The organism is Vibrio sp. OPT41, assembly GCF_015163595.1.
Taxonomy (GTDB): domain Bacteria; phylum Pseudomonadota; class Gammaproteobacteria; order Enterobacterales; family Vibrionaceae; genus Vibrio; species Vibrio alginolyticus.
The window spans coordinates 168,400-190,112 of sequence record NZ_JADDYH010000014.1 but is presented as its reverse complement, the minus strand read 5'-3'; the positions used below and the strand labels follow the sequence as shown (position 1 = coordinate 190,112).

Annotated in this window: 17 protein-coding genes; 8 read left to right on the top strand and 9 right to left on the bottom strand. The window is 41.0% G+C overall.

Annotated features, from left to right (window positions below):
• Positions 1–92 precede the first annotated feature (92 nt).
• Positions 93–881 (bottom strand): transporter substrate-binding domain-containing protein, encoded by a 789-nt coding sequence (locus tag IQP38_RS04595; RefSeq protein WP_017821680.1) that lies wholly within the window; start codon positions 879–881, stop codon positions 93–95.
• A 461-nt stretch (positions 882–1,342) separates the two neighbouring features.
• On the opposite strand from IQP38_RS04595, the gene IQP38_RS04590 reads away from it, so the two are divergent.
• The gene (locus IQP38_RS04590; protein WP_005377323.1) at positions 1,343–1,687 is read left to right on the top strand and encodes a DUF3316 domain-containing protein; all 345 of its coding nucleotides are present in this window, start codon (positions 1,343–1,345) and stop codon (positions 1,685–1,687) included.
• Positions 1,688–2,295: 608 nt separating this feature from the next.
• On the opposite strand, the gene IQP38_RS04585 is transcribed toward IQP38_RS04590, so the two are convergent.
• Positions 2,296–3,270, bottom strand: coding sequence for a porin (locus tag IQP38_RS04585; protein ID WP_193837349.1), 975 nt, complete (start codon positions 3,268–3,270; stop codon positions 2,296–2,298).
• A 140-nt stretch (positions 3,271–3,410) separates the two neighbouring features.
• Positions 3,411–4,334, bottom strand: a complete 924-nt coding sequence (locus IQP38_RS04580; RefSeq protein ID WP_005377321.1) for a LysR family transcriptional regulator — start codon at positions 4,332–4,334, stop codon at positions 3,411–3,413.
• A 378-nt stretch (positions 4,335–4,712) separates the two neighbouring features.
• Between IQP38_RS04580 and IQP38_RS04575 the strand changes: the two genes are divergently transcribed.
• The 3 genes from IQP38_RS04575 to IQP38_RS04565 all read left to right on the top strand — a co-directional run bounded on the left by IQP38_RS04575 (position 4,713) and on the right by IQP38_RS04565 (position 10,110).
• Entirely contained in the window at positions 4,713–5,882 is a 1,170-nt protein-coding gene (locus IQP38_RS04575) for an efflux RND transporter periplasmic adaptor subunit (RefSeq protein WP_054579512.1), read from the top strand.
• A 12-nt stretch (positions 5,883–5,894) separates the two neighbouring features.
• Complete coding sequence (locus IQP38_RS04570) at positions 5,895–9,035, top strand: efflux RND transporter permease subunit (RefSeq protein WP_054577000.1); 3,141 nt, start codon at positions 5,895–5,897, stop codon at positions 9,033–9,035.
• A 145-nt stretch (positions 9,036–9,180) separates the two neighbouring features.
• Complete coding sequence (locus tag IQP38_RS04565) at positions 9,181–10,110, top strand: LysR family transcriptional regulator (RefSeq protein ID WP_193837348.1); 930 nt, start codon at positions 9,181–9,183, stop codon at positions 10,108–10,110.
• Between the two features lie 1,225 nt (positions 10,111–11,335).
• Here IQP38_RS04565 and IQP38_RS04560 read toward each other — a convergent pair.
• Complete coding sequence (locus IQP38_RS04560; RefSeq protein ID WP_033906147.1) at positions 11,336–12,235, bottom strand: LysR family transcriptional regulator; 900 nt, start codon at positions 12,233–12,235, stop codon at positions 11,336–11,338.
• Positions 12,236–12,347: 112 nt separating this feature from the next.
• On the opposite strand from IQP38_RS04560, the gene eamB reads away from it, so the two are divergent.
• The 3 genes from eamB (at position 12,348) to queC (ending at position 14,303) form a co-directional block, all read left to right on the top strand.
• Positions 12,348–12,932 carry a cysteine/O-acetylserine transporter gene (eamB, locus tag IQP38_RS04555; RefSeq protein WP_005388201.1) on the top strand — a complete coding sequence of 195 codons (585 nt, stop codon included), beginning with the start codon at positions 12,348–12,350 and terminating at the stop codon, positions 12,930–12,932.
• A 308-nt stretch (positions 12,933–13,240) separates the two neighbouring features.
• A complete protein-coding gene (locus IQP38_RS04550; protein WP_005388200.1) occupies positions 13,241–13,579 on the top strand; it encodes a helix-turn-helix domain-containing protein in 339 nt (112 codons plus the stop codon).
• Positions 13,580–13,646: 67 nt separating this feature from the next.
• Positions 13,647–14,303, top strand: coding sequence for a 7-cyano-7-deazaguanine synthase QueC (gene queC, locus IQP38_RS04545; RefSeq protein ID WP_005377298.1), 657 nt, complete (start codon positions 13,647–13,649; stop codon positions 14,301–14,303).
• Between the two features lie 309 nt (positions 14,304–14,612).
• Here the strand turns inward: queC and queE are convergent, their stop codons facing one another.
• Positions 14,613–15,263: a 7-carboxy-7-deazaguanine synthase QueE gene (gene queE, locus IQP38_RS04540; protein WP_005377296.1), complete on the bottom strand. Its 651-nt coding sequence runs from the start codon at positions 15,261–15,263 to the stop codon at positions 14,613–14,615.
• A gap of 216 nt (positions 15,264–15,479) precedes the next feature.
• Between queE and IQP38_RS04535 the strand changes: the two genes are divergently transcribed.
• Positions 15,480–16,289 carry a Cof-type HAD-IIB family hydrolase gene (locus IQP38_RS04535; RefSeq protein ID WP_017821691.1) on the top strand — a complete coding sequence of 270 codons (810 nt, stop codon included), beginning with the start codon at positions 15,480–15,482 and terminating at the stop codon, positions 16,287–16,289.
• A 160-nt stretch (positions 16,290–16,449) separates the two neighbouring features.
• Here IQP38_RS04535 and IQP38_RS04530 read toward each other — a convergent pair whose 3' ends face one another.
• From IQP38_RS04530 to IQP38_RS26240, 4 genes are all read right to left on the bottom strand, one after another.
• Positions 16,450–17,895 (bottom strand): bifunctional NUDIX hydrolase/phosphatase PAP2 family protein, encoded by a 1,446-nt coding sequence (locus IQP38_RS04530; protein ID WP_193837347.1) that lies wholly within the window; start codon positions 17,893–17,895, stop codon positions 16,450–16,452.
• Positions 17,896–18,280: 385 nt separating this feature from the next.
• A complete protein-coding gene (locus IQP38_RS04525; RefSeq protein ID WP_193837346.1) occupies positions 18,281–19,612 on the bottom strand; it encodes a trypsin-like serine protease in 1,332 nt (443 codons plus the stop codon).
• 191 nt (positions 19,613–19,803) lie between these two features.
• Positions 19,804–20,283 carry a GNAT family N-acetyltransferase gene (locus tag IQP38_RS04520; protein ID WP_005377290.1) on the bottom strand — a complete coding sequence of 160 codons (480 nt, stop codon included), beginning with the start codon at positions 20,281–20,283 and terminating at the stop codon, positions 19,804–19,806.
• Between the two features lie 189 nt (positions 20,284–20,472).
• The coding region (locus tag IQP38_RS26240) for an AMP-binding protein (protein ID WP_228009985.1) at positions 20,473–21,713 on the bottom strand (1,241 nt) is incomplete at its 5' end.

Here is a 21,713-nt window from a genome sequence, read left to right as displayed (position 1 = left end):
AATAAAGAAAAGCGTTAGCTTCACAGCACGAACCGTTTGGTTGGCGATGAACCGAGCCAGAAGCTAACCGCTCCTCTACAATAACAATATGATTACTTGACTTGCTTTAACCATTTATCGTCGTTAAACCACTTATCGTAAATGCGATCGTAAGTTCCATCGCCCTTAATTTGACGTAAATAGTTGTTTAAGAAGTTAAGCGTATCTGGATTTCCTTGCGGCACAGCCCAACCCAAAGGCTCGTAAGTAAACGGTTTAGCCAAGTGCATTAACTGCCCTTTGTTTTCCGCCACATAAATAGAGTTGTAAGGAAAGTCATAAACAAACGCATCTACCTTTCCGTTGGCAACCTCAAGTACCGCTTCAGACTGAGTTTCGTATAGATTTATCTTAGCTTTCGGAAGGTATCGTTTTACCGCTTGCTCACCCGTTGTCCCAAGCTTAGTTGCAACAACATAATCTGGACTATTGAGATCTCGGTAACTAGACACTTTACCTTCATGTTTGAGATCTACGAGAATAGATTGACCAATAACCACATAGGGATCAGCGAAATTCACCTGAGTATTTCGCATAGGTGTGATAGTCATCCCGCCCATAATCATGTGACACTTACCAGTCAACAGTGTTGGGATAATGCCATCCCATGAAGTGTTTACCGGCACAAACTTAACATCCATGGCACGCGCCATTTGCTTACCCAAATCGATATCAAACCCAATGTACTGCCCATTTTTTGCTGTCATTTCAAAAGGCATATACCCAGAATCAAAGCAGACTTTTAGCTCCCCTGTACTTTTGATGTCGTCTAAAATTGGGTCTGCATTAACCGTCGTCGAAACAGCTAACCCCAGTGCAGCAAAACACAATAACTTTTTCATGGATATTCCTTTATCATTTGTTGTAAAGTTTTTTTATACACGACAATAGAATAAAAAACCACAAATAATGATTTTTTAATCACTAGAATTTGTAGGATCGTTACTAAGCTGGAAGATCTGAATGAAAATCTATACCAAGCCATTGCAATTGAATTGCATGCATTAAGTGATTAAGTTGTAGGCAGGTCACTATAACGACAAGAAACATACGCTTTGACTGAATAGTCAGCGTTTCCGAGAGTGGTTTAATTATTAACGAAACCATACAGATATTCGCTTTTTCACATTGACCGTAATGTCAAAAGTGCTTGAGTTTTATTGTTGACAATTCTTCCATAGTCAATGGTCACAAATGTGATGTACAGCACATTTCTATAATGGCACTATCACCTTTGTCGAGAGATATTAACAAGGATTCGTTGGACATCTTGACTTTGTAATACAAATAAAAAGGTGACTATATGAAAAAACTAATGACGCTCTCATCACTATTATTATTCAGTTTATCTGCTACTGCTGGTATTCATGTCGAACACTCTACAAACAAAGTTGTTCTCAATGACTTTACGACAAAAGATGCCGCTTATAGCTCTGCGTTTGATCTTGTCGATGAATACCAAACGCTATCAAAACATGAACTTAGAAATCGTCTAAACATCATTGGAAGCGGTTTCCCTCGTGATATTGCAATCGATGATAGTAAGGTGAGAGTTGAAGAGTACGCACTTAACCGTGATGAAGTTAAATATCGTGCAATCATAAACTTCGATTATCACTTCAGAACAAGTGACGGCGGTAAAAACTAAAAAATCATCTGCACCTTTACTTTCTTAGAGCCCTTCCTATTTTAAGAAAGTAAAGGTGTCTAATCACATTGAAACGACGGCTTTTCATAAATCGCTCTCTCCTTACATAAACAGTATCAATCCCTACCTCTATCGTTTACATAAAAATAATTTTTCCAATCTTCATTGAGATACATTTCGTCGTTTGGCGCTTTGTCATTCGCTTGGTGCGCCATATGGACTCCACATCACTTAAATGAAAAAGACACTTGAAATGGAGTTTAATTTTCTATGAAGATTAACTAAATCTAAGATCGACAATTGTCGTTACATTTTTATCGTTTATAGCAATATATAAAATGACTATTTTTTTAATTAACCATAAAGCATGAAAATAAAAAAAGGCAACAAGACATTTCTTGTTGCCAAAGAAAAAATACATCATTCAAAAAATATGAAAATGAAAACTAGCAGTGGACTAGCTAACAAAACAATTATATTCAAAACACTTAAACAAGTAACGATCAATATAATCCATTATATATGGATTAAAATCAGCACTTATAAAATTACACCGATAAATAAAAAAGCCTGAAAATAGTTTCAGGCTTTTTATATTTATTAATTTTTTAGAATGAATATCTCGCAGCTATTGCAAGAATATCGTCTTCATTGTCTACATCTGTAATTCTGTATTCTGCTAGTGCTTTAAAATTAGAAGTCAAATCATACTCTGCACCTAGTGAGTAGTAATCGACGACATCTTCATCATCACGCTCTAGATTGTTATAGCCAACTAGTGCCCAAAGCTTATCTGTTACTTCATAAGTGGCAACTGCTTCAATACCGGTGTAATCAATATTACTTTCAGAACCATCTTTAGCCCAGTTTTCACCATCACTGTATAAAACAGAGGCATAAAACTTGTCGTATTCAAATGCAATAGCACCCGTTAGCAGATCTGCATCTTCTGCACCCGATTGCCCTTCACCTTCGTTGTAACCAAGCGCAACTTTGAAGCCATATGGCAACTTGTAGTCCGCCGCCGCACCATAAGAGGCTGCATCTGTTGACACTTCATCGTTTTCAGCCTGATAGCTAACATGAATATTCAAACCTTCATAGCTTGTCGTTAGCTTAAATACTGAATCGGAGCGACCGGTACCATATAGATCCGCACTTACGCCAGCAGCTTCATTACCAAACTCCGGGAAAATATCCGTGTAGTCAGATACTAAAGTGACCGCACCGTATTGACGTCCATAACTTACTGTTCCGTAATCTGCACCAACTCCTACATAGCCTTTTCGGATATCAAATTCATCATCTTCAATCCCATCAGCATCTCTGCGATTAGACTTAAATTCCAACTCATATAAGCCGAATGCATAAAGATCTTCATTTATTTTAGACTCACCTGAAAGTCCTACACGAATGTAGCTATTATCTCCGTCAGCATTTTTATCATCAGAGAAATAATACATCCCTTGCGCTCGGCCATGAATATTTAATACTGATTCTTGATCTTCATAAACTATGGCTGAATTTGCAGCACTTGCAGAGAAAAGTGCAGCGATTGCGATCGACGTTCTTGTCATTTTCATTTAATTACCACTACTTGTGTTGTTTGAATCGAGTGAAATTATGAACAGTGGCAATTATTTTTAAAGTGCAAATTCAACCATATTCTATGGATAAATATAAACAAGCCCTCAATCTAAAACATTATGTCCTAGTACTCATATTAGTTGAGATAATCCATCCAAACAGGAGGTGTCCCTATTATTTTTTGAACAGTATCAATGAACAGTTTGGCTAATGGTTGTTGATTTCGGTGAGTATACATTGCATATATTTCTCCTATTGCGGGAAGATTATAATCAGGAAGCAACTGTACAAGATCTTGTTTACTCAAACTCTCCTGAAGAAAGAACTGCCCTATTAAAGCATACCCTAGATCAGATTTTACGGCATCCAGCATTAACTCAGTTTCATTCACGAAGTACTGCCCGTTGATATTATACGTTCTAACGTCGCTTGATGACTGGCTTGGCGCTATACGTAGCTTATCCGCCTTAAAGTTAGCATTAGAGTATATTACTGCTGGCATTTTTATAAGCTCTTCTGGAGAGCTCGGAGTTCCATACTTGTCAATAAAACTCTTTGATGCAACCAGTGCCATATTATTGCTTGCCAACTTACGTACTATCATGTTGGACTCTCGGATTGGTCCGATACGAAACACAACATCAAAACCTTCGTGGATAACATCGACTCGATTATCATCGAGCAGCAGCTCTACAGTAATGTTTGGGTACTGTTTTATAAACTCTTTAACTGCCTGATTTAAGTATGCTCTGCCAAAGAAAGTGGAGCTTGATATTTTCAAGTTACCCTTCGGTTCATCCTGAAATGTAGCAGCAATACTACGAGTTTCAGTTAGAACCTCTCTTACTTTCTTAGCTTGCGCCACCATCTCAACACCTGCATTGGTCAGGGATAGAGAACGTGTGGAACGGTTTAACAGCCGTAAGCCCAATTCATCCTCTAGCTTTTTGATCTGTTTTGACAAAGCTGAACGATCTATATGATTTCTGTCAGCAGCCTTAGCAAAAGTTCCGTATTCAGAGACATCCAGTAGTAATTCAAGTTGGCTTGCGAGATCCACTGCACAATTCCTTATTTAGTTTTTATTCTTTATGTGATGGGAAATGGATTTTACAAAATTAATTTCAATTTTTTATGGTTCAAATTGCATCAGTGAATTGCAAATAATGCACGAATTAAAAACGCTTTAATTTTCGTCGCTATCTTTAGCTTCTGTTTAGTTATTCCTATCTATTATGGCTTATTACATTTAACAATACTCCACGTCTTTAAAACCCTAAACTGACCTTTTTCAAACCAAAAAGTGAGCATTTTGACCAATATTTAATCGTGCATTTTTATCACTACTCTATGTTCGCTGAGGGCCTATTTACCCATAGGTACAATGAATACAATGCCGTTCCTTTTAGTATGAACAGAATCATTTAGGGCGCGACAAATGTTAAAGAAAGTTTTCGGCATTGGCCTTTTATCCGTTTTAGCTGCTTGTGCAGACGAAGAGATAACCAAACAACCTAATACTCCCTTACCTACGATAGACGTCTCCAAAGTCATCTATGAGCCCGTTCAATCGTGGTTCACCTTTACAACAAGGCTTCAAGCACCAGAGAAAGTTTCTTTAATGCCACGCGTTTCCGGAGTTATTGAAACGGTAGAGTTCAAAGACGGACAGAGTGTCAACAAAGGCGACTTACTCGTCACTCTTGATGATCGAACCTTCAAAGCTCAGGTCTCACGACTTGAAGCGCAAGTTAAGAGTGCTCGAGCTGCGCTAGAGCAAGCAGCAAACGAACAAAAGAGAGCCGCTCAACTGGTTAAGCGAAAAGCCATCTCAGCGGAACAAGCAGAGGCCCGAGATACCGCAGTAAAGCAACGCTCTGCAGAACTAATGGCTTTGCGTGCTCAGTTAGAATCCGCAAAGTTAGATCTTGAGTTTACGAAGATATATGCCCCTATTAGCGGCACTATTTCAAGAGCATTCATTACTAAAGGAAACAATGTAAACGCAAATCAAAGCGTTATATCAAACATTGTCTCTAACGATCAGGTATATGCATACTTTGATGTCGATGAGCGAACTTGGAACCGTTACTTCTCGACAATCAATGCCGACTCTAACTTACCTACTCGTCTTGAACTATCTGGACAAAATGGGCAGGAGTTTTTTGGACGCGTTGACTTTGTCGACAACTCCATCAACGAAAACACCGGTACTTTGCAGGTTCGAGCGGTATTCGATGCAACAAAATCAAACTTAAAAGTGGGATCGTTTGGCCGAGTTCAGATATCAACAACCAAACCAGTTGAACGAGTTCTCGTTCCAGAGCGTTCTATTGGCACAGATCTAGAAAACCGCTTTGTATTAACACTCAATGAAGAGAATACGTTGCAATACAGCATCGTAACCTTAGGCGAACGTTACGGAACATTTCGTGCCATCGAGAATGGCTTGAACGCCGACTCAGTTATTGCGGTAAATGGCCCAGCAAAAGTTGGCCCAAATAGCAAAATCACACCAAAAAATGTCACGCTAGATATTAGCAACACTTCATTGATTATGGCTTCAAACTCAACATCGTTGCCAAACAAACGTTTAGCTCAAGACTAAGAAGACAACCGAATGAAATTTGCACACTTTTTTATTCAAAGACCCATATTTGCCTCTATGTTATCGCTATTGATATTAATAGTAGGCGCAATTTCACTTTTACAGTTGCCTGTGAGTGAATATCCAGAGGTTGTCCCTCCTACAGTGGTAGTTACAGCAAACTATCCTGGTGCGAACCCAAAAGTAATCGCAGAAACAGTTGCTACGCCTCTGGAGCAAGAAATTAATGGTACAGAAAACATGTTATATATGTTTTCGCAGGCAACCAGTGACGGCAGAATGACATTGACCGTAACCTTTGCTTTAGGTACGGACTTGGACAAAGCTCAGGTTCAAATTCAAAACCGCGTCACTACAGCTTTGCCCCGATTACCAGAAGCCGTCCAACGGTTAGGAGTTGTTGCCGAAAAAGCCTCTCCTGATCTCACTATGGTTGTGCATATATATTCTCCAGATTCTAGCCGTGAAGTCAGTTATTTAGCTAACTACGCTAATTTAAACTTGAAAGATGAGATAGCTCGGCTCGGAGGCGTTGGTGATGTGCGCCTTTTCGGTGGTGATGAGTACTCAATGCGCTTGTGGTTAAATCCAGATGAGCTCGCTTCTAGAAATCTAACCGTAATGGACGTTGTCTCAGCCGTCCGATCTCAAAACCAACAGGTGGCAGCAGGCTCATTAGGTGCGCAACCAGCCGCTAATGAAAACCAATTCCAAGTTTTGTTGAACGTAAAGGGCCGTTTGGAGAATATTGATGAATTCAACGACATTGTAGTAAAAGTTGACGAAACAGGGGCTTTGACACGTCTTAAAGACGTTGCACGCGTAGAGCTAGGTCAAAACTCTTATGCACTGCGCGCCTTGTTAAATGGTAAACCAGCGGTGGCGATGCCCGTATTCCAGCGCCCTGGTGCTAATGCTATTGAGCTATCTAATCAGGTTCGTTCAACCATGGACCGTTTACAAACAGCCTTTCCAGCTGGAGTTTCATATGAAATAGCCTACGACCCGACCGTCTTTGTTCGTGGTTCGATAGACGCGGTGGTTCATACTCTGCTAGAGGCAATTGTACTTGTTGTTGTCGTAGTTATTCTGTTTTTGCAAACATGGCGCGCGTCTATCATCCCTATCATTGCGGTGCCTGTTTCATTAATCGGTACGTTCGCTGTAATGCAAATGCTCGGAGTATCGATTAACACACTTTCGTTGTTTGGACTTGTTCTCGCCATAGGCATCGTCGTCGATGACGCCATTGTCGTCGTCGAAAACGTGGAACGGAACATCCATAATGGTCTTGCACCACTAGAAGCAACGAAACAAGCAATGACCGAAGTTACCGGGCCAATTATTGCAATTGCATTAGTGTTATGTGCGGTGTTTATCCCGACAACCTTTATTACAGGGTTATCCGGTCAGTTTTATAAGCAGTTCGCACTAACAATTACGATCTCGACGATTATTTCAGCAATTAACTCGTTGACGTTATCGCCTGCTTTATCAGCACTGCTATTACAAGATAAGAACGCAAAACCCGATCGGCTAACCAAACTCTTGGATGCGGTTTTTGGTAAGTATGTTTTTGCGCCATTCAATAGAATTTTTGAGTATAGCTCGAACCAATATCAAGCTCTGGTCAAGAAGCTGATTCGTTTTAGCCTTGTTGTTGTGGTGGTATACATTGCGTTACTCGGGGGAACGGTTTCTCTATTCAAAGCGGTTCCTGGAGGATTCATTCCTCAACAAGATAAGCAGTATTTAGTTGCGATCGCCCAACTTCCAGATGCAGCAAGTTTAGATAGAACAGAGTCCGTTATTAAAGAAATGGAAAACCTCGCGCTGGCAACACCTGGCGTAGCACAAACCATTTCTTTCCCAGGCTTATCGGTCAATGGTTTTACTAACAGTCCGAATAGTGGCATCGTTTTTGTTACGCTTGAGGACTTCGATAAACGAAATGATCCAACTCTCGGAGCAAATGCGATTGTTGCATCTTTGAATAAGAGCTTTTCAATCATTGATGAAGCCTTCGTTGCGATTTTTCCACCACCACCAATCCAAGGACTTGGCTCTACTGGCGGCTTTAAACTTCAAATCGAAGACCGTGCGAACAAGGGGTTTGATGAGCTCTTCAAGCAATTGAACTTGGTAATAAGTGAGGCATCAACAAGACCCGAGCTGATGGGATTATATTCCACATTTCGTATACAAGTGCCGCAGATGGACATCCAAATAGATCGTGAACAAGCGATGCTGCAAGGTGTTCCTCTAGAGCAGGTTTTTGATGCGCTTCAAGTTTATTTAGGATCATTATACGTCAATGACTTCAATATGTTTGGTAGAACATACAAAGTGAATGCCCAGGCAGACATGAACTATCGTCTCGAACCTGACCAAATACTTAACTACAAAGTAAGAAATGCTGCCGGACAAATGGTTCCTCTCGGCGCTGTACTGGAGATCATACCCACGATTGGGCCTGACCGCGTGATGCACTATAACGGCTACCCTAGTGCAGAACTAAACGGCAGTCCTGCTTTTGGTTACAGTTCTGACCAAGCCCAAACGGCTATTGAGGAAGTACTGGATCAAAACCTAGCAGAGGGAATGGTTTATGAATGGACTGATGTAACCTACCAGCAGATTTTGGCTGGTAACACGATGGTGTATATATTCCCACTTGTTGTTTTGTTAGTTTTCATGGTGCTAGCTTCGCAGTACGAGAGTTTAAAACTGCCATTCGCTATCATTTTGATCGTTCCTATGACCATTTTTTCTGCACTAGCAGGTGTTTGGTTCATTGGTGGTGACAACAATATATTCACACAAATTGCTTTGATTGTCCTTGTGGCTCTAGCGTGTAAAAATGCCATCTTGATGGTGGAGTTCGCTAAAGAACTTAAAGACAATGGCCAAGATACCTTATCAGCGATTTTGGAAGCATGTCGTTTACGTCTTCGACCGATTCTAATGACATCAATTGCATTTACCGCTGGTGTTATTCCATTAATGATTGGTACAGGGGCCGGAGCGGAAATGCGACAAGCAATGGGTATTGCCGTATTCTCGGGTATGGTAGGCGTAACGGTATTTGGATTACTACTCACACCTGTTTTTTACATGTTAGTGAGTCGAAACAAAAAACGTCAAACACTATAACCATAATATAAATACTCATTTAAATTCATACTAAAGGGAGCTATTGCTCCCTTTTCTTTTGGTTATTAAGTATATTAATAATTTCTAGACAGAGCAGTAGTTATACATGAAACTAATACGCTAATATCTAACTTGGATAAACATTGTGGATTTAGCAAATAAACTACACCTGCTTTTAGAAGTCTCTAAAGCTGGATCTTTTGCAAAAGCAGCAGATGGGATGAATATCGACCGCTCTGTTTTGTCTAAACACATCAAGCAGTTAGAAGAGCACTTAGGAGTTAGGCTATTAAACAGAACGACTCGCTCTCTTTCATTAACACAAGTCGGCCAGCAAATAGTTGAAAAAGCAGACCAAATATCTCAACTCCTTGATGATACTCAACAAATAGCGGAGAACTTTCAGACTGAGCCTTCAGGGAAAGTACGAATTTCAAGCTCAACATTATTTGGAAAACTCTATCTACAACCTTCGATAGAGAAGTTTTTACATAAGTACCCAAAAGCAAGTGTTGAACTAATGCTAGATGATCTTCATGTAGACGTGATTAGAAGTAATTTTGATATTGCTTTTCGAATCGGACCTATGAGGGATTCATCAATGGTAGCAAGAAAATTAGCAAAAAATACGACTGCAATCATTGCTTCTCGAAATTTAATTGAAAAACATGGTAACCCAGAAACGCCGGATGAGTTAGTTAAGCTACCTTTTATTATTTATTCAAATGGTAATTTTATTGTCGATAAACTTAAATTCTACGACAAAGCAAAATCAGATGGTTTAGATACATACCCAATATCAGGGTCATACATGGTAAATGAAGCTGAGCTAATAATTGAAAGCGTAAAGTCAGGTCTGGGCGCAGCACTTATAGGTCAATTTATGCTTCCTAAAAACCTAGAGTCTTCTAATTTAGTCCAACTTTTACCAGAATATGAAACTCAAGATTTTGGTGATATTTATGCCATGTACTCACACCGTCAGCAATCACCATTGGTTAGGGCATTCATTGATATCGTTCAAGAAGAAATTGGCATACCACCAATATGGAAAAAGCATTTCAATAAAAGCTAGGCGATTCTATTTAACAAAAATTAACAAAAAAATAAATAAAATCAATAAGTTAAACCAGAAAGAATTTAAGATTCAACGAAGTTTAATGTTAGGTGAATTAAGTTCCATTCTAAATGGCGCTTAATTCACTAAATATAAAACATTCTTGATTTATAATACTAACAAATCCATCACCTATACAAGTTACGATGTATATTAAAGAAAAACACACCTCGGTCACTAGTTTGTTAGTATATAAAATATCTTATCTTATTTTTTTGGTTATTTATACGTTAGCAACGATTTATTTTAGCGTACAAATGGACAAAAGCACATCGGAGAACTCTCTTATAGAAATGACTCAAATAGCATTTGTGCTTTTTTCATCGTTAATGTGTTTGTATAAATCTAAGGAATATCTTGAACTCAAACACATATTAGTAATAATGTCTTCATTTTTTATGGTTATATTCGTTAGAGAAATGGACTACCACATAGAGCAGTATTTTTCTCACGGTTCATGGAAGTACCCTGCTTGGATTATAATAGTATCGGTCTGTTATTTTTGTTTTAACAACATAGTCAACATAAAAAATGAGGTCAAACTTTTCATTTCTCATTCTAGCTTCACGACATTAACGATTGGCTTTTTCATTGTTTTCTTATTCTCACGCTTTGCAGGGTATGGTGATTTTTGGGTCGAGTTTATGGGGAACTCATACAATAGAGACGTGAAAAACTTGGTCGAAGAAAGCTTAGAGTTACTAGGTTACGCGATACTTTTAAACGGTGTTTTACTTATTAAAGTAGAAAACCACTAAGTATAAATAAAAGTTCATAGCTTGTAGTTCAAGCTTTGAACTTTTTTGGCTAAAAAAGCAGCAAATTATATTTACTGCAAATGATGAAAAAAACAATATGCGTAAGTTAACTTCCTAGCAATGGATGCGTTAACGAGTTAATAATAACGAACCGTAACAATTAAGTCTCGTTGAAAATAATCCATAAAGAATGGAATTTATTACACTGTTAATTATGTAACCTTATCTAATCTAGTTATCACACGCCGTCGTTTTTATATCTTATCTCTTTCCGTCAATAAATAGCTCTTCGCATCAGATCCCATTTATCATCCCACAACAGTCGGATTCAAAATAAAGCAATAAAAATCAATAAATTAGAAGTAGCCACTTAAAAAATAAAAAGGAGTAAAAACGAAACTATGTCAGATAGAACATATTAAAGATCACCGACTCTGAGTAGAAAGCCGTTCATACTCGTTACGCATACAATCAATAAAGACTTCCATCGCCGGCGTCACACACTTCCCAGCATGATAAGCACAGAGTGGCTTGATCATCTGTGAAAACTCGGTGAACTCAAGCTCTTGTAAACTGCCCTCTTGCAACTCTTTTTCAACCGTAAAACGAGGTAAGTAAGAGATACCAATATTACTCTCAACGCAATTTTTGATCGTATTAATACTGCTAAGTTCGATCATGTTGTCGATGCTAATATCACGCTCTTGAATAATGCTCTCAAACATCTGTCGAAAAAGGCACTTAGGGCCATTGCTTATAAACCCTAAATCAATATGTTGCTCTCTCTTCTTTAAATCTAGCCCTTTTAAAAGCGGCGAAGCAACCAATACCAGTGGCTCCTGCTCAAACTCGTGGACCTTGAGCGTATCGTCATTACCTACTCGATAAAACACACCTAAATCAGCTTTATCCGCTATCAACTCATCTCGAATCTGATAGCAATTTTGTGATTGCAGAGAGAGTCTGACATTGGGCGCTCTGATCCTGAACTCTTTTAAAACATTAGCCATCTTATAAGCAAGTTGAGTCTCAGCAACCAGCACTTTCAATTCACCGGTCGGCTCCGAGTTTTCTTGCTGTGCTGTTCCCTCAATATTTTCCATCACTCGCGCCAGTTCATAGACGTAAGGCAGTATCTTTTCTCCTGCTTGAGTCAAAACCATCTTACGCCCTATTTTTTCGAACAGCTGCAAAGACAGATCTTGTTCCAACTGCTTGATTTGAAAGGTGACGGTTGATTGCGTGCAATAAAGCTTCTGTGACGCTTTTAGAAACGATCCTTCTTCAACAATAGCTTTAAAAGTAAGAAAGCGTTTTAGATTCATGACTAGACTCCACAACCAACAGTTCAATAAATTAAAAGTCTAAGTTTTAATTTATTCAATTTTTTAATCAATTGTAGCGAAGTATAGTGCAGTAAAAACAGGAGAGATAGAGATGACCGCCATCTACACCGCATTTTTTACTTACGTAATCATTACTTCAATTACACCAGGGCCAAACAACATTTTATCGCTCAGCATCGCGACGCAATATGGACTAAAACGCTCAACAAAAGTGATTTCGGGGATGTTTTGTGGCTATGTTGTTTTGATGCTACTTTGTGGCGCTTTCACGTATAACATGATCAGCCTCTTGCCCGTGATTACACCTTGGCTAACATGGATTGGAGCAGCTTATATTGTTTGGTTGGCTTGGGGGCTTGCTACGAGTGAGATCAAAACTTCATCGGATAATTCTAAAGGTATCAGTTTCTTAACAGGTTTCGGTTTGCAGTTCGTTAATGTGAAAATCATTCTTTATGGAATTACCTCTATTTCTACGTTCGTACTGCCCCACACTCAGAATATCTACTGGATCTTAGCGACTAGCCTCATTCTTGCTTTGATCGCACTTCTTAGCAACGTAGTTTGGGCCGTTGCAGGAAAGCTACTTCAATCGCAATTCCAGAGATATGGCAAAGTCATCAATATGAGCTTAGCAGCAGCTCTGATCTATTGTGCGACACAGTTATTTACTTAAGTATATAGTTGATCATCAAGAACAATATTGCTCTTCAACTTAGACGACTACGTTTATGTGAAGAGCAAATTCTGCTCTACAAATCGCTGCGGTTTCTCCTGCCCTTACTCGCTCCTCCCGCGCCTCCATACGGCAGTTTTTGAAGAAGTAGATTCAACGTAACTTAATCAACCTAAAGATACGAAATCTTGTTTAGCTATACATACACGGCCTTGGCGACCTCGGCAATAACTAAGTATTACTTAGTATACACAAATCAGAAAAACTAAGATAATCTTAGTCATCCAAGTCCTTCGTATGAACTTTAAGTGTTGTTTAATAACCCACTCCCAGCCCGCCTTAAGCATGCGCGTAAACAAGCGAATCTGTCCCAAAAAGCACTGGGCATCCGTATCGGCATGGATGATAGTTCTGCAAGTGCAAGGATGAATCAATACGAAAGGGAGCGCCATACTCCCGACGTAAAAACGCTCAAACTTATCGCAGATGAGCTAAACGTGCCTCTAAACTATTTTTTTTGTGAAGATGAAATCACCGCTGAACTTGCTGTGAATCTCCACAAGCTGTCAAATGATGACAAGCAAAGAGTGCTTGAGAGCACAGCCCAGCTGATTGCGGACGCAATCGCCACGAAGTCGAGTACGTAATTGGGATTAAACGCCTAAGAATACGTATCAATACCAAAGAATCAAAGAGCATAACTAAGGGTTCAACATGGCTACAACAAAAGCACTTGTGGTTTTTTCCGGTGGGCAGGACTCTACGACCTGCTTAATCGATGCATTAAATACATATGATGAGGTTCATGCTATAACGTTTGATTATGGCCAGCGTCATTCAGATGAAATAGATATCGCTATCGAATTAGGTAAGCAACTTAACATCAAAAGCCACAAAGTCCTGGATGTAAAATCAATTAATGAGTTAGCGATAAGCTCGCTGACAAGAGACAACATTCCGGTATCTAATGACTTAAGCGACGCTAACGTACCCAATACATTCGTTCCAGGGAGAAACATTCTCTTTCTTACTTACGCATGTATCCATGCTTACCAGCTTGGCATTCAAGACATCATTACGGGAGTCTGCGAAACAGACTTTAGTGGTTACCCTGACTGCCGAGACAACTTTATTCGCTCTCTAAATCTCTCTTGCAATTTAGGTATGGATAAAGCCTTCAATATTAAGACTCCTTTAATGTGGCTTACTAAAGCCGAGACCTGGGCTCTAGCTGATAAGCACAATATGTTGGAGTTTGTCCAAAACAATACTTTAACATGTTACAACGGAATTGTTGGTAAAGGCTGTGGTGAATGCCCAGCGTGCCTACTGCGACAAAGCGGCTTAGAAGAATACTTAGCGAGCAAATAGTCTTTGTTAGCGGTAATAGCGGTGGATAAAACCTTTTGCGTTAGCTTCTAAACGTTTTATCTCATCGTGAAACTCCAGCCAACAGAGCTTCATTTTGATGCCGCCAGATTGGTGGCATCAATTAAATGCGAAACGATTGTCGAACCAAAGATAGCACCACACCACAGCAGTCAACACTTCTTAGCTTTTACAACGCTATAAATTGTTTAGATATATCGACAATGTTTCGATAGCAAAGCTACCAACGGCATTACTCGCGAAACCGGAATTAGATAGAAAAGCTACCTCGAATGATGACGAGTCTCTCGTCTAAGCAATACTCAAATATTTATGAGTTTGAACAGACAAACGCCAATTGCGGGCAATGCACGTATCAATACACAATTGCGTAGCACGAGGCTTCTGGCTAATTGGTTGTAGTGCAATGATAGTCTCGGCCGCTACGTTCGCATTTGCTAAAAGGTCATCAAGGTGGTCGATGTCTTTCTGGGTGCCGACTGGATGCTTAATCTCATTTGCTCGCTCTAACGCGCTATTAAGCACTGGCAATTTACCTTTCATTGCCACTTTTGGTGACACTGTCACCCACGTATTTTCTGAAGTAATCACTTCTGATGTGCCACTGGTTTCAATTTGGCATTGGCACCCCATATCTTCAAACGCCTTTGTTAAAGGGCGCAGATCATAAATACAAGGCTCTCCACCAGTAATCACGATATGCTTAGCATTAAAGCCTTGCTGTTGATATTGCTCTACGATGTTCTCGGCAGATGCAACACACCACGTCGGAGAGTCTTCCGTTTTCACCAGAATATCGCCTATTTGACGTTGATCATTCTCATCTGCATACCACGTTTGTTTGGTATCGCACCATGAGCAACCAACCGGACACTCTTGAAGCCGAACAAAAACAGCAGGGACTCCAGTAAAAACCCCTTCCCCTTGGATGGTTTCAAACATCTCATTTAGCTTATACAACGCAGAACTCACTCAACTCATAACATTTCGAGGCGAAGACCATAATGGACACGCGTGTCTAGGTCAATTTAAACCAAAAATTAATTGTTAAAATAGACCATTTTGTAGTTTCATAGCGTAATGAATATAGGTTTCTGGTTAACGTTAAACCAAGCCTTATTCACTGACAGCTCCCAAAAAACTTTAAGGTAAGAAATGATGTATAAACTGATCGCACTAGATATGGATGGCACGCTACTCAATAGTGATAAAGCCATTTCTGAAGAAAACAAACAAGCGATCGCAAAAGCTCGAGAAGCAGGCGTTACTGTCGTTCTCGCTTCTGGTCGCCCATTAGAAGGAATGCAAGACAAGCTCGACGAACTGAATATCCATTCCGATCGAGATTTTGTTCTTTACTACAACGGTTCGATGGTCAAGAACGTAGGCACAAACGACATCATCCACCAGCAAATCATAGATGGTAAAGCTGCAAAATTGGTGGCGCGAAAAGCCGAAGAGCTAGGTGCGTACGTCCATGCTTTTAGTCAAGTTCATGGTTTAATCACCAACGAACACAACCCTTACACCGATATTGAAGCAAAGATAAATGGCTTAAATGTCACCGAGATGAACTTCGAATCACTAGAAGACGATCATCCAATCATCAAAGCTATGATGGTTGCAGAGCCAAGCAAACTAACAGAAGTTATAGCAGCACTGCCAGCTGAAATGCGCGAAGCGTTTACGGTTGTTCAAAGCGCTCCGTTTTTCCTTGAGTTTCTTAACCCTGCGAGCAACAAAGGTATTGGTGTTGCCGCAATTGCCGAGTATCTGGGAATTAAACCGGAAGAAGTTATCTGTATGGGTGACGCAGAAAATGACCACCACATGCTGAAATACGCTGGCCTTGGTATCGCGATGGCAAATGCAATGGAAGAAACCAAGCAAATCGCTGACTACATTACGGCAAGTAATGATGAGCACGGTGTCGCTAAAGCTATAGAAAAGTTCGTGCTCAATGCATAGCCCTTTCCGCCATGTCTGTTGCGTTAAGCTTCTTACGTTTAACACCCCTAGCCGTCCAAGATAGGCAAGCGGCGTTGTTCGTGGACTAAACGTGTAAAAGCCTTGCTGTAATGCAAGGCTTTGTTTTTACTCAAATACTAATAGATAACAAATACAGCCATCAATCTAGCAACGTTTTGCTCGGTTGGTTTTCACAAGTCAACTTTCTTGCAAGCAGCATAAATAACAACATTAATAATGGATAATGTAACGTCGACAAGACTAATGACCACAAACCGCTAAACGATACGATATTAGCCGAGTACAAATAGAGTTGATCAACAAGCGACAATGCCAGCGTCACAAAGATCATCTGCCGAGTATCTAAATGTGCTTTCGACTCTTTAAATGTCATGACCAACGCTGATGCAGTGATTAAAATTGCTAGCCAGCGACCAAACACAGGTAATGGCCAGATGACGGAGATGACCGCTGTTGCCGCAGTCATAATGAACCAGACGCCTTTTGAGCTTAGAACTTGATCAACGTTCACATCTTGATTTGTTTCCAATCGAAGAACATGCCAAGCCACCAAGCTGCCTAACAGCGCGCCAAATAACATATCTAAAATAAAGGCACTGCCGAGGAAAAACTTACCTAACACCACTGTAAGAGTGATGAACACGAAGACTGCCGTTGTTCCATTCAAACCGAAATACTGGGTTCTATGAAACAAGAACGTCAGAACACAAAACCACACAGCGATAGGCAAGCTAGGAAAACTAAAGCCAAAGCTGTGCGTTAACTCCATCATTGGTATATAGACATGTGGGCGCGGTAACGAAAAGCCTTGTTGAGCGACAAGCACCATAAGCGACGTTGCACTAATTGCAAAAAAGAGTCGGTACACAAACCGGCTACCAAAGCGCATCATGGCAAAAGGAAATAGAAAGAGTAGTACCGTCGGTTCTGTCAGGTCTATAACCAGTTTCGAGATCTGACTAGCTACCTCGTAACTCGTTTCTGACAACGCCCCTATCCAACTCTGTAAATCTATCAGCCACGCCAATTCAACCTGACGAAATGAAGGCGCGGATTCGATCAACTGAGTCACATAAGATACTGATTGCTTGGTAGCTTGATCAAAAAACTGAGTGGCTTGTGGCCATTGCTCAGGATAACGATATAAAGATGATGGTAATTCAGATGGGCTAAGCAGCATAGCTGACGCAACTTCTACTCCATAATGAGGGGCAAACCAAATAGGCAGTTCATTTCCACCTAAAGAATTATTCATAGAAAAAGCGATAATGTCAGAGTCTGATATACAGTCGTAAAAAACCGCAGTGTCCGTTCTGCCAAGCTCCTCTCCAACCGTAACCACTATACCGGTTTCTTCCCACGTTTCTCGTTGAGCAGCAACTTGTGGAGACTCACCATCAATGATGGTTCCGCCAGGTAGAGAAATCTTATCCGTTAATACTTCATGAACTAGCACTAACTTGTCATCAGCGCGAACAATACAGAGCGCTCCTTTAACTTCGCTCGCAGTGGCTTTAGCCGTAGAGATCGGTGAAACAGGTAACAAAATAAAACAAAGGATGAGTAATAACAGCTGTCTCAACACAAAATATGACCTTAAATAAACATAATGATAACCAATGAATCATGGCAGTTAATCTTATCTTTTTCGACAAAAATTAAGTAACGAGTTATGCCAAACTGAGTTGATCGCGTAAAACCCGATCTCAACGCTCACTGGAGAATAATTTAATGCAAACCTGACAAAAATCAGACAAAACATAAAATGTTGATCGCAATTCTGCCAGTTATATAAAGATAACGTCAGGACAAAGTCATACACATTTTGTGGGTTCTCATAGTTGACACAATAAAAAAGGGCTTATTATTCGCAAACAATAAACCCCAGTTATAATAACTATGTACTGATCGTTGAAACCAAGAATGAATCTTATCTCATGGTCAACGAATCAAATTCACTGGCCCGATCGTTAGTTAGACTTGCAATTCGCATCGCCTACTTTTTGCCAAACACCCCAAGGCCCTGAGTCTGCTGGATTATCACCTTGAGTCCACCACTGCGCTTGCCAAACTTTACCATTCCAAGTAACCGTATCTCCTTTGAGATACACTAAGCTGGCTTGCCATACAGTTGTACAGCTATCTGTGGGAGGCGTTGTCACCGTTTTCGCTTGAGCAGATACTAACGCTTGGTATTGTGTGCTGGTCTTATCAACGTTGAAGTTCAAAGCCACTCTTGCTTCTCCGCTCTGAGTAGCACCAAATTCAACATCAACACGACAACTTGCATTCATTGCTAACGTCGCCTGAGAGCACTGATCATTGGCAATAACAGCTGCATCAGTAACACCCGAAGCAAACGCGCGAACATTTTCCACAGTGAACGTGGTGTTCCCTGAATTCTGGATAACAAAGCTATGTTGCTGTAACTCCCCAACATTAAATGATGCCAGTGTCTGTTCGGTGGTGTATCCAACAGAAACATTTTCTTTTGGTGGTGTTGCTGTTCCGATAACACCATCGACAAAATTGCGCATAGCAGCGATATCGCTATAAACCCCATACATACCAGGACGAGCACAACCTATTCCCCAACTGACCACACCAAGTTGAGTAATTACACCACTGCGATTAATGACGATTGGACCACCACTATCTCCCTGACAAGAATCTATCCCACCTTGAGGAATACCCGCACAGAATGACACTTCTCCAACCGTTGTGTAGTTGCCACCGGCTTGACGGCAAGTCATATCCGACACACGTGGGACGTCAACCTCTTGCAATCGAGACGGAGAGCTTCCTCCTTCAGAAGTTCGCCCTAAGCCAGCAACACTAAGCCAATCTCCGATGCTCGCGTATTGCGTTAGACTGCCATTCGCAATCTCAACTGAAGAAACACCTTGAGGCACAGAGTCGAGCTTCAATACCGCGAGGTCATGAGAAAGCGTCGCGCGGCGATATGCCGGGTGCATATGGATCTCACTGACGTTTGCACGAACACCGTCACTACCGTTATAAACAACGCCACCGATTTTAACCGCTATCTGATTCGGAGAATCACCCTCAACACAATGCGCAGCAGTCAGGACGTAACCATTCCCGATATAACTGGCCCCACAATATGATCGGTTACCATAACGACTAACAATTTGGGTGTAGAATTTCCAGTCACGTGGGTCGGCAGTTACTCCGCCTACGATCTGGGGTTGGATAGTATGATTTTGCGTCCGTGACAAATCATCAGCACTTGCGAACATTGGCAAAACGGCTAAAGCAAGTAACGATTTTATTAGTTTCAAAATATTGTCCTCTTGTTTTTGTAAGCACGATCCTCGTGCTACTAATAAACAAGCAGACAAAAACGCCGATACCAATGTGGGTGCATATCAATTTGTTAACATTGCGAGCAACTTATAGAGAAAAGTCTATTGACGAACTGAATGATTTCAATTCGATAGAACCTAAATCACAATATTAAAGTTAAATACGATTATTCGTTCAGCGGTTTTCTTAAATAGTGGATATGATGTGCAAATCCTTGTTTTTCATACAAAGATATTGCGCCCTGGTTAAAATGCCATACTTCAACAAACATCTGTTTTGCACCGTAATCAGAGAACGTTGACTCAATTTTATTAATCAAAGCCTGCGCCGTACCTTGTTTTCGATATTCAGGCAGCACATAGAGCTCATCCACGCTTCCCATCATAACTGGCTGGCTGACGGTAGAAATAAGTTCACAGAAGTGACCAGAAATAAAGCCAATAATTTCATCTCCTTGTTTTGCTACGTAAACAAGGCACTCAGGGTCATCAATATATCGAGCAATGCTTTTTTCTTGTTCTATCTCCTCTGCCGTTTTGAAAAGCTCAGGAGATTGAAGATGATGCTCATCATGAAGCTCGAACATAAGATCGTTGAGCAACTCTAGGTCGCTAAAACACGCAGGTTTAATCGCAAACGTGGTCATACAAAGGGTCACTAAAAATGGAATGGCTGTAGTTTGTGAGGAAAACGTCGTATTGGCAAGTCACAAATGCTTTCACGATACGTTTGTACTGTTTGAGCAACAAAAAAGCCCCTGTACTTAATAAACGTACAGAGGCAGAACCAACCTACAGAGTTCGAGGATCAGGGGTTAGTTAGAATTGAGTTTTTCTCAGCGTCGTAGCACTCGCTCAATTTCGTTCAAGCTACTTGGGTCATCAATCGTTGACGGAACGGTGTATTTTTCACCATCAGCTATTTGACGTATAGTTCGACGCAAAATTTTACCTGAACGTGTTTTCGGTAAACGGTCTACAACCAACGCATGCTTGAAGCAAGCAACTGCACCTATCTCACTACGCACTTTGCCAACAAGCTCACCTTCAAGGTCTAGCTCATCCACTTTGACGCCGTCTTTCAGTACAACAAAACCAAGTGGAAGCTGACCTTTTAGATCATCGTGGATACCGACCACCGCACATTCTGCAATCGCTGGGTGGCCTCCTACTATTTCTTCCATTTCACCTGTCGACAATCGGTGTCCCGCGACATTAATCACATCATCAATACGTCCCATAATAAACAGGTAACCGTCTTCATCCAGATAGCCACCATCACCAGACACGTAGTAGCCTGGGAACTGGCTAAGATAACCAGTTTCAAAACGGTCATGATTACGCCAAACCGTTGGCAGACAACTTGGTGGTAGCGGACGTTTTAATGCGACAAAGCCTTGTTGGTTAGGCCCGACAGCCTCTCCAAGTTCATTCAGAATTTCGACCTGATAACCCGGAATGGGCTTCGTCGAAGAACCAGCTTTAACTGGCATCATTTCGACACCTGTCGGGTTGCCAGCGATGGCCCAGCCCGTCTCGGTTTGCCACCAGTGGTCAATAACGGGCTTGTCCGCTTTGCTCTGAACCCACTCCAGTGTCGGAGGGTCAAGGCGTTCTCCCGCCATAAAGATGTTTTTCAGATTCGACAAGTCGTACTGTTTTAAGTGCTCGCCTTCCGGGTCCTCTTTCTTAATCGCACGAAACGCCGTTGGTGCAGAGAACAACGCATCTACTTTATATTCATCACACACTCGCCAAAATGCCCCAGGATCCGGTGTTCGAACAGGCTTGCCTTCGAATAGGATGGTAGTGCAACCGTGAATCAGTGGAGCGTAAACAATGTAAGAGTGCCCTACTACCCAGCCCACATCAGATGCCGCCCAAAAGACGCCATCTTGAGGAATGTTATAGATTGCGCTCATGGAGTACTTCATCGCGACAGCATGGCCACCGTTATCACGCACAACGCCTTTCGGCTTACCTGTCGTACCCGATGTATAAAGTATGTAGAGCGGATCGGTTGCTAACACCGGAACACAACCATGTGGCAGCGCTTGGTTGTACTCTCGCTGCCAAT

Excerpts from the sequence above, each read along its gene's own strand:
- IQP38_RS04595 (WP_017821680.1), bottom strand. The coding sequence starts at position 881 with ATGAAAAAGTTATTGTGTTTTGCTGCACTGGGGTTAGCTGTTTCGACG.
- IQP38_RS04590 (WP_005377323.1), top strand. The coding sequence starts at position 1,343 with ATGAAAAAACTAATGACGCTCTCATCACTATTATTATTCAGTTTATCT.
- IQP38_RS04585 (WP_193837349.1), bottom strand. The coding sequence starts at position 3,270 with ATGAAAATGACAAGAACGTCGATCGCAATCGCTGCACTTTTCTCTGCA.
- IQP38_RS04575 (WP_054579512.1), top strand. The coding sequence starts at position 4,713 with ATGTTAAAGAAAGTTTTCGGCATTGGCCTTTTATCCGTTTTAGCTGCT.
- IQP38_RS04570 (WP_054577000.1), top strand. The coding sequence starts at position 5,895 with ATGAAATTTGCACACTTTTTTATTCAAAGACCCATATTTGCCTCTATG.
- IQP38_RS04560 (WP_033906147.1), bottom strand. The coding sequence starts at position 12,235 with ATGAATCTAAAACGCTTTCTTACTTTTAAAGCTATTGTTGAAGAAGGA.
- eamB (WP_005388201.1), top strand. The coding sequence starts at position 12,348 with ATGACCGCCATCTACACCGCATTTTTTACTTACGTAATCATTACTTCA.
- queC (WP_005377298.1), top strand. The coding sequence starts at position 13,647 with ATGGCTACAACAAAAGCACTTGTGGTTTTTTCCGGTGGGCAGGACTCT.
- queE (WP_005377296.1), bottom strand. The coding sequence starts at position 15,263 with ATGTTTGAAACCATCCAAGGGGAAGGGGTTTTTACTGGAGTCCCTGCT.
- IQP38_RS04535 (WP_017821691.1), top strand. The coding sequence starts at position 15,480 with ATGTATAAACTGATCGCACTAGATATGGATGGCACGCTACTCAATAGT.
- IQP38_RS04520 (WP_005377290.1), bottom strand. The coding sequence starts at position 20,283 with ATGACCACGTTTGCGATTAAACCTGCGTGTTTTAGCGACCTAGAGTTG.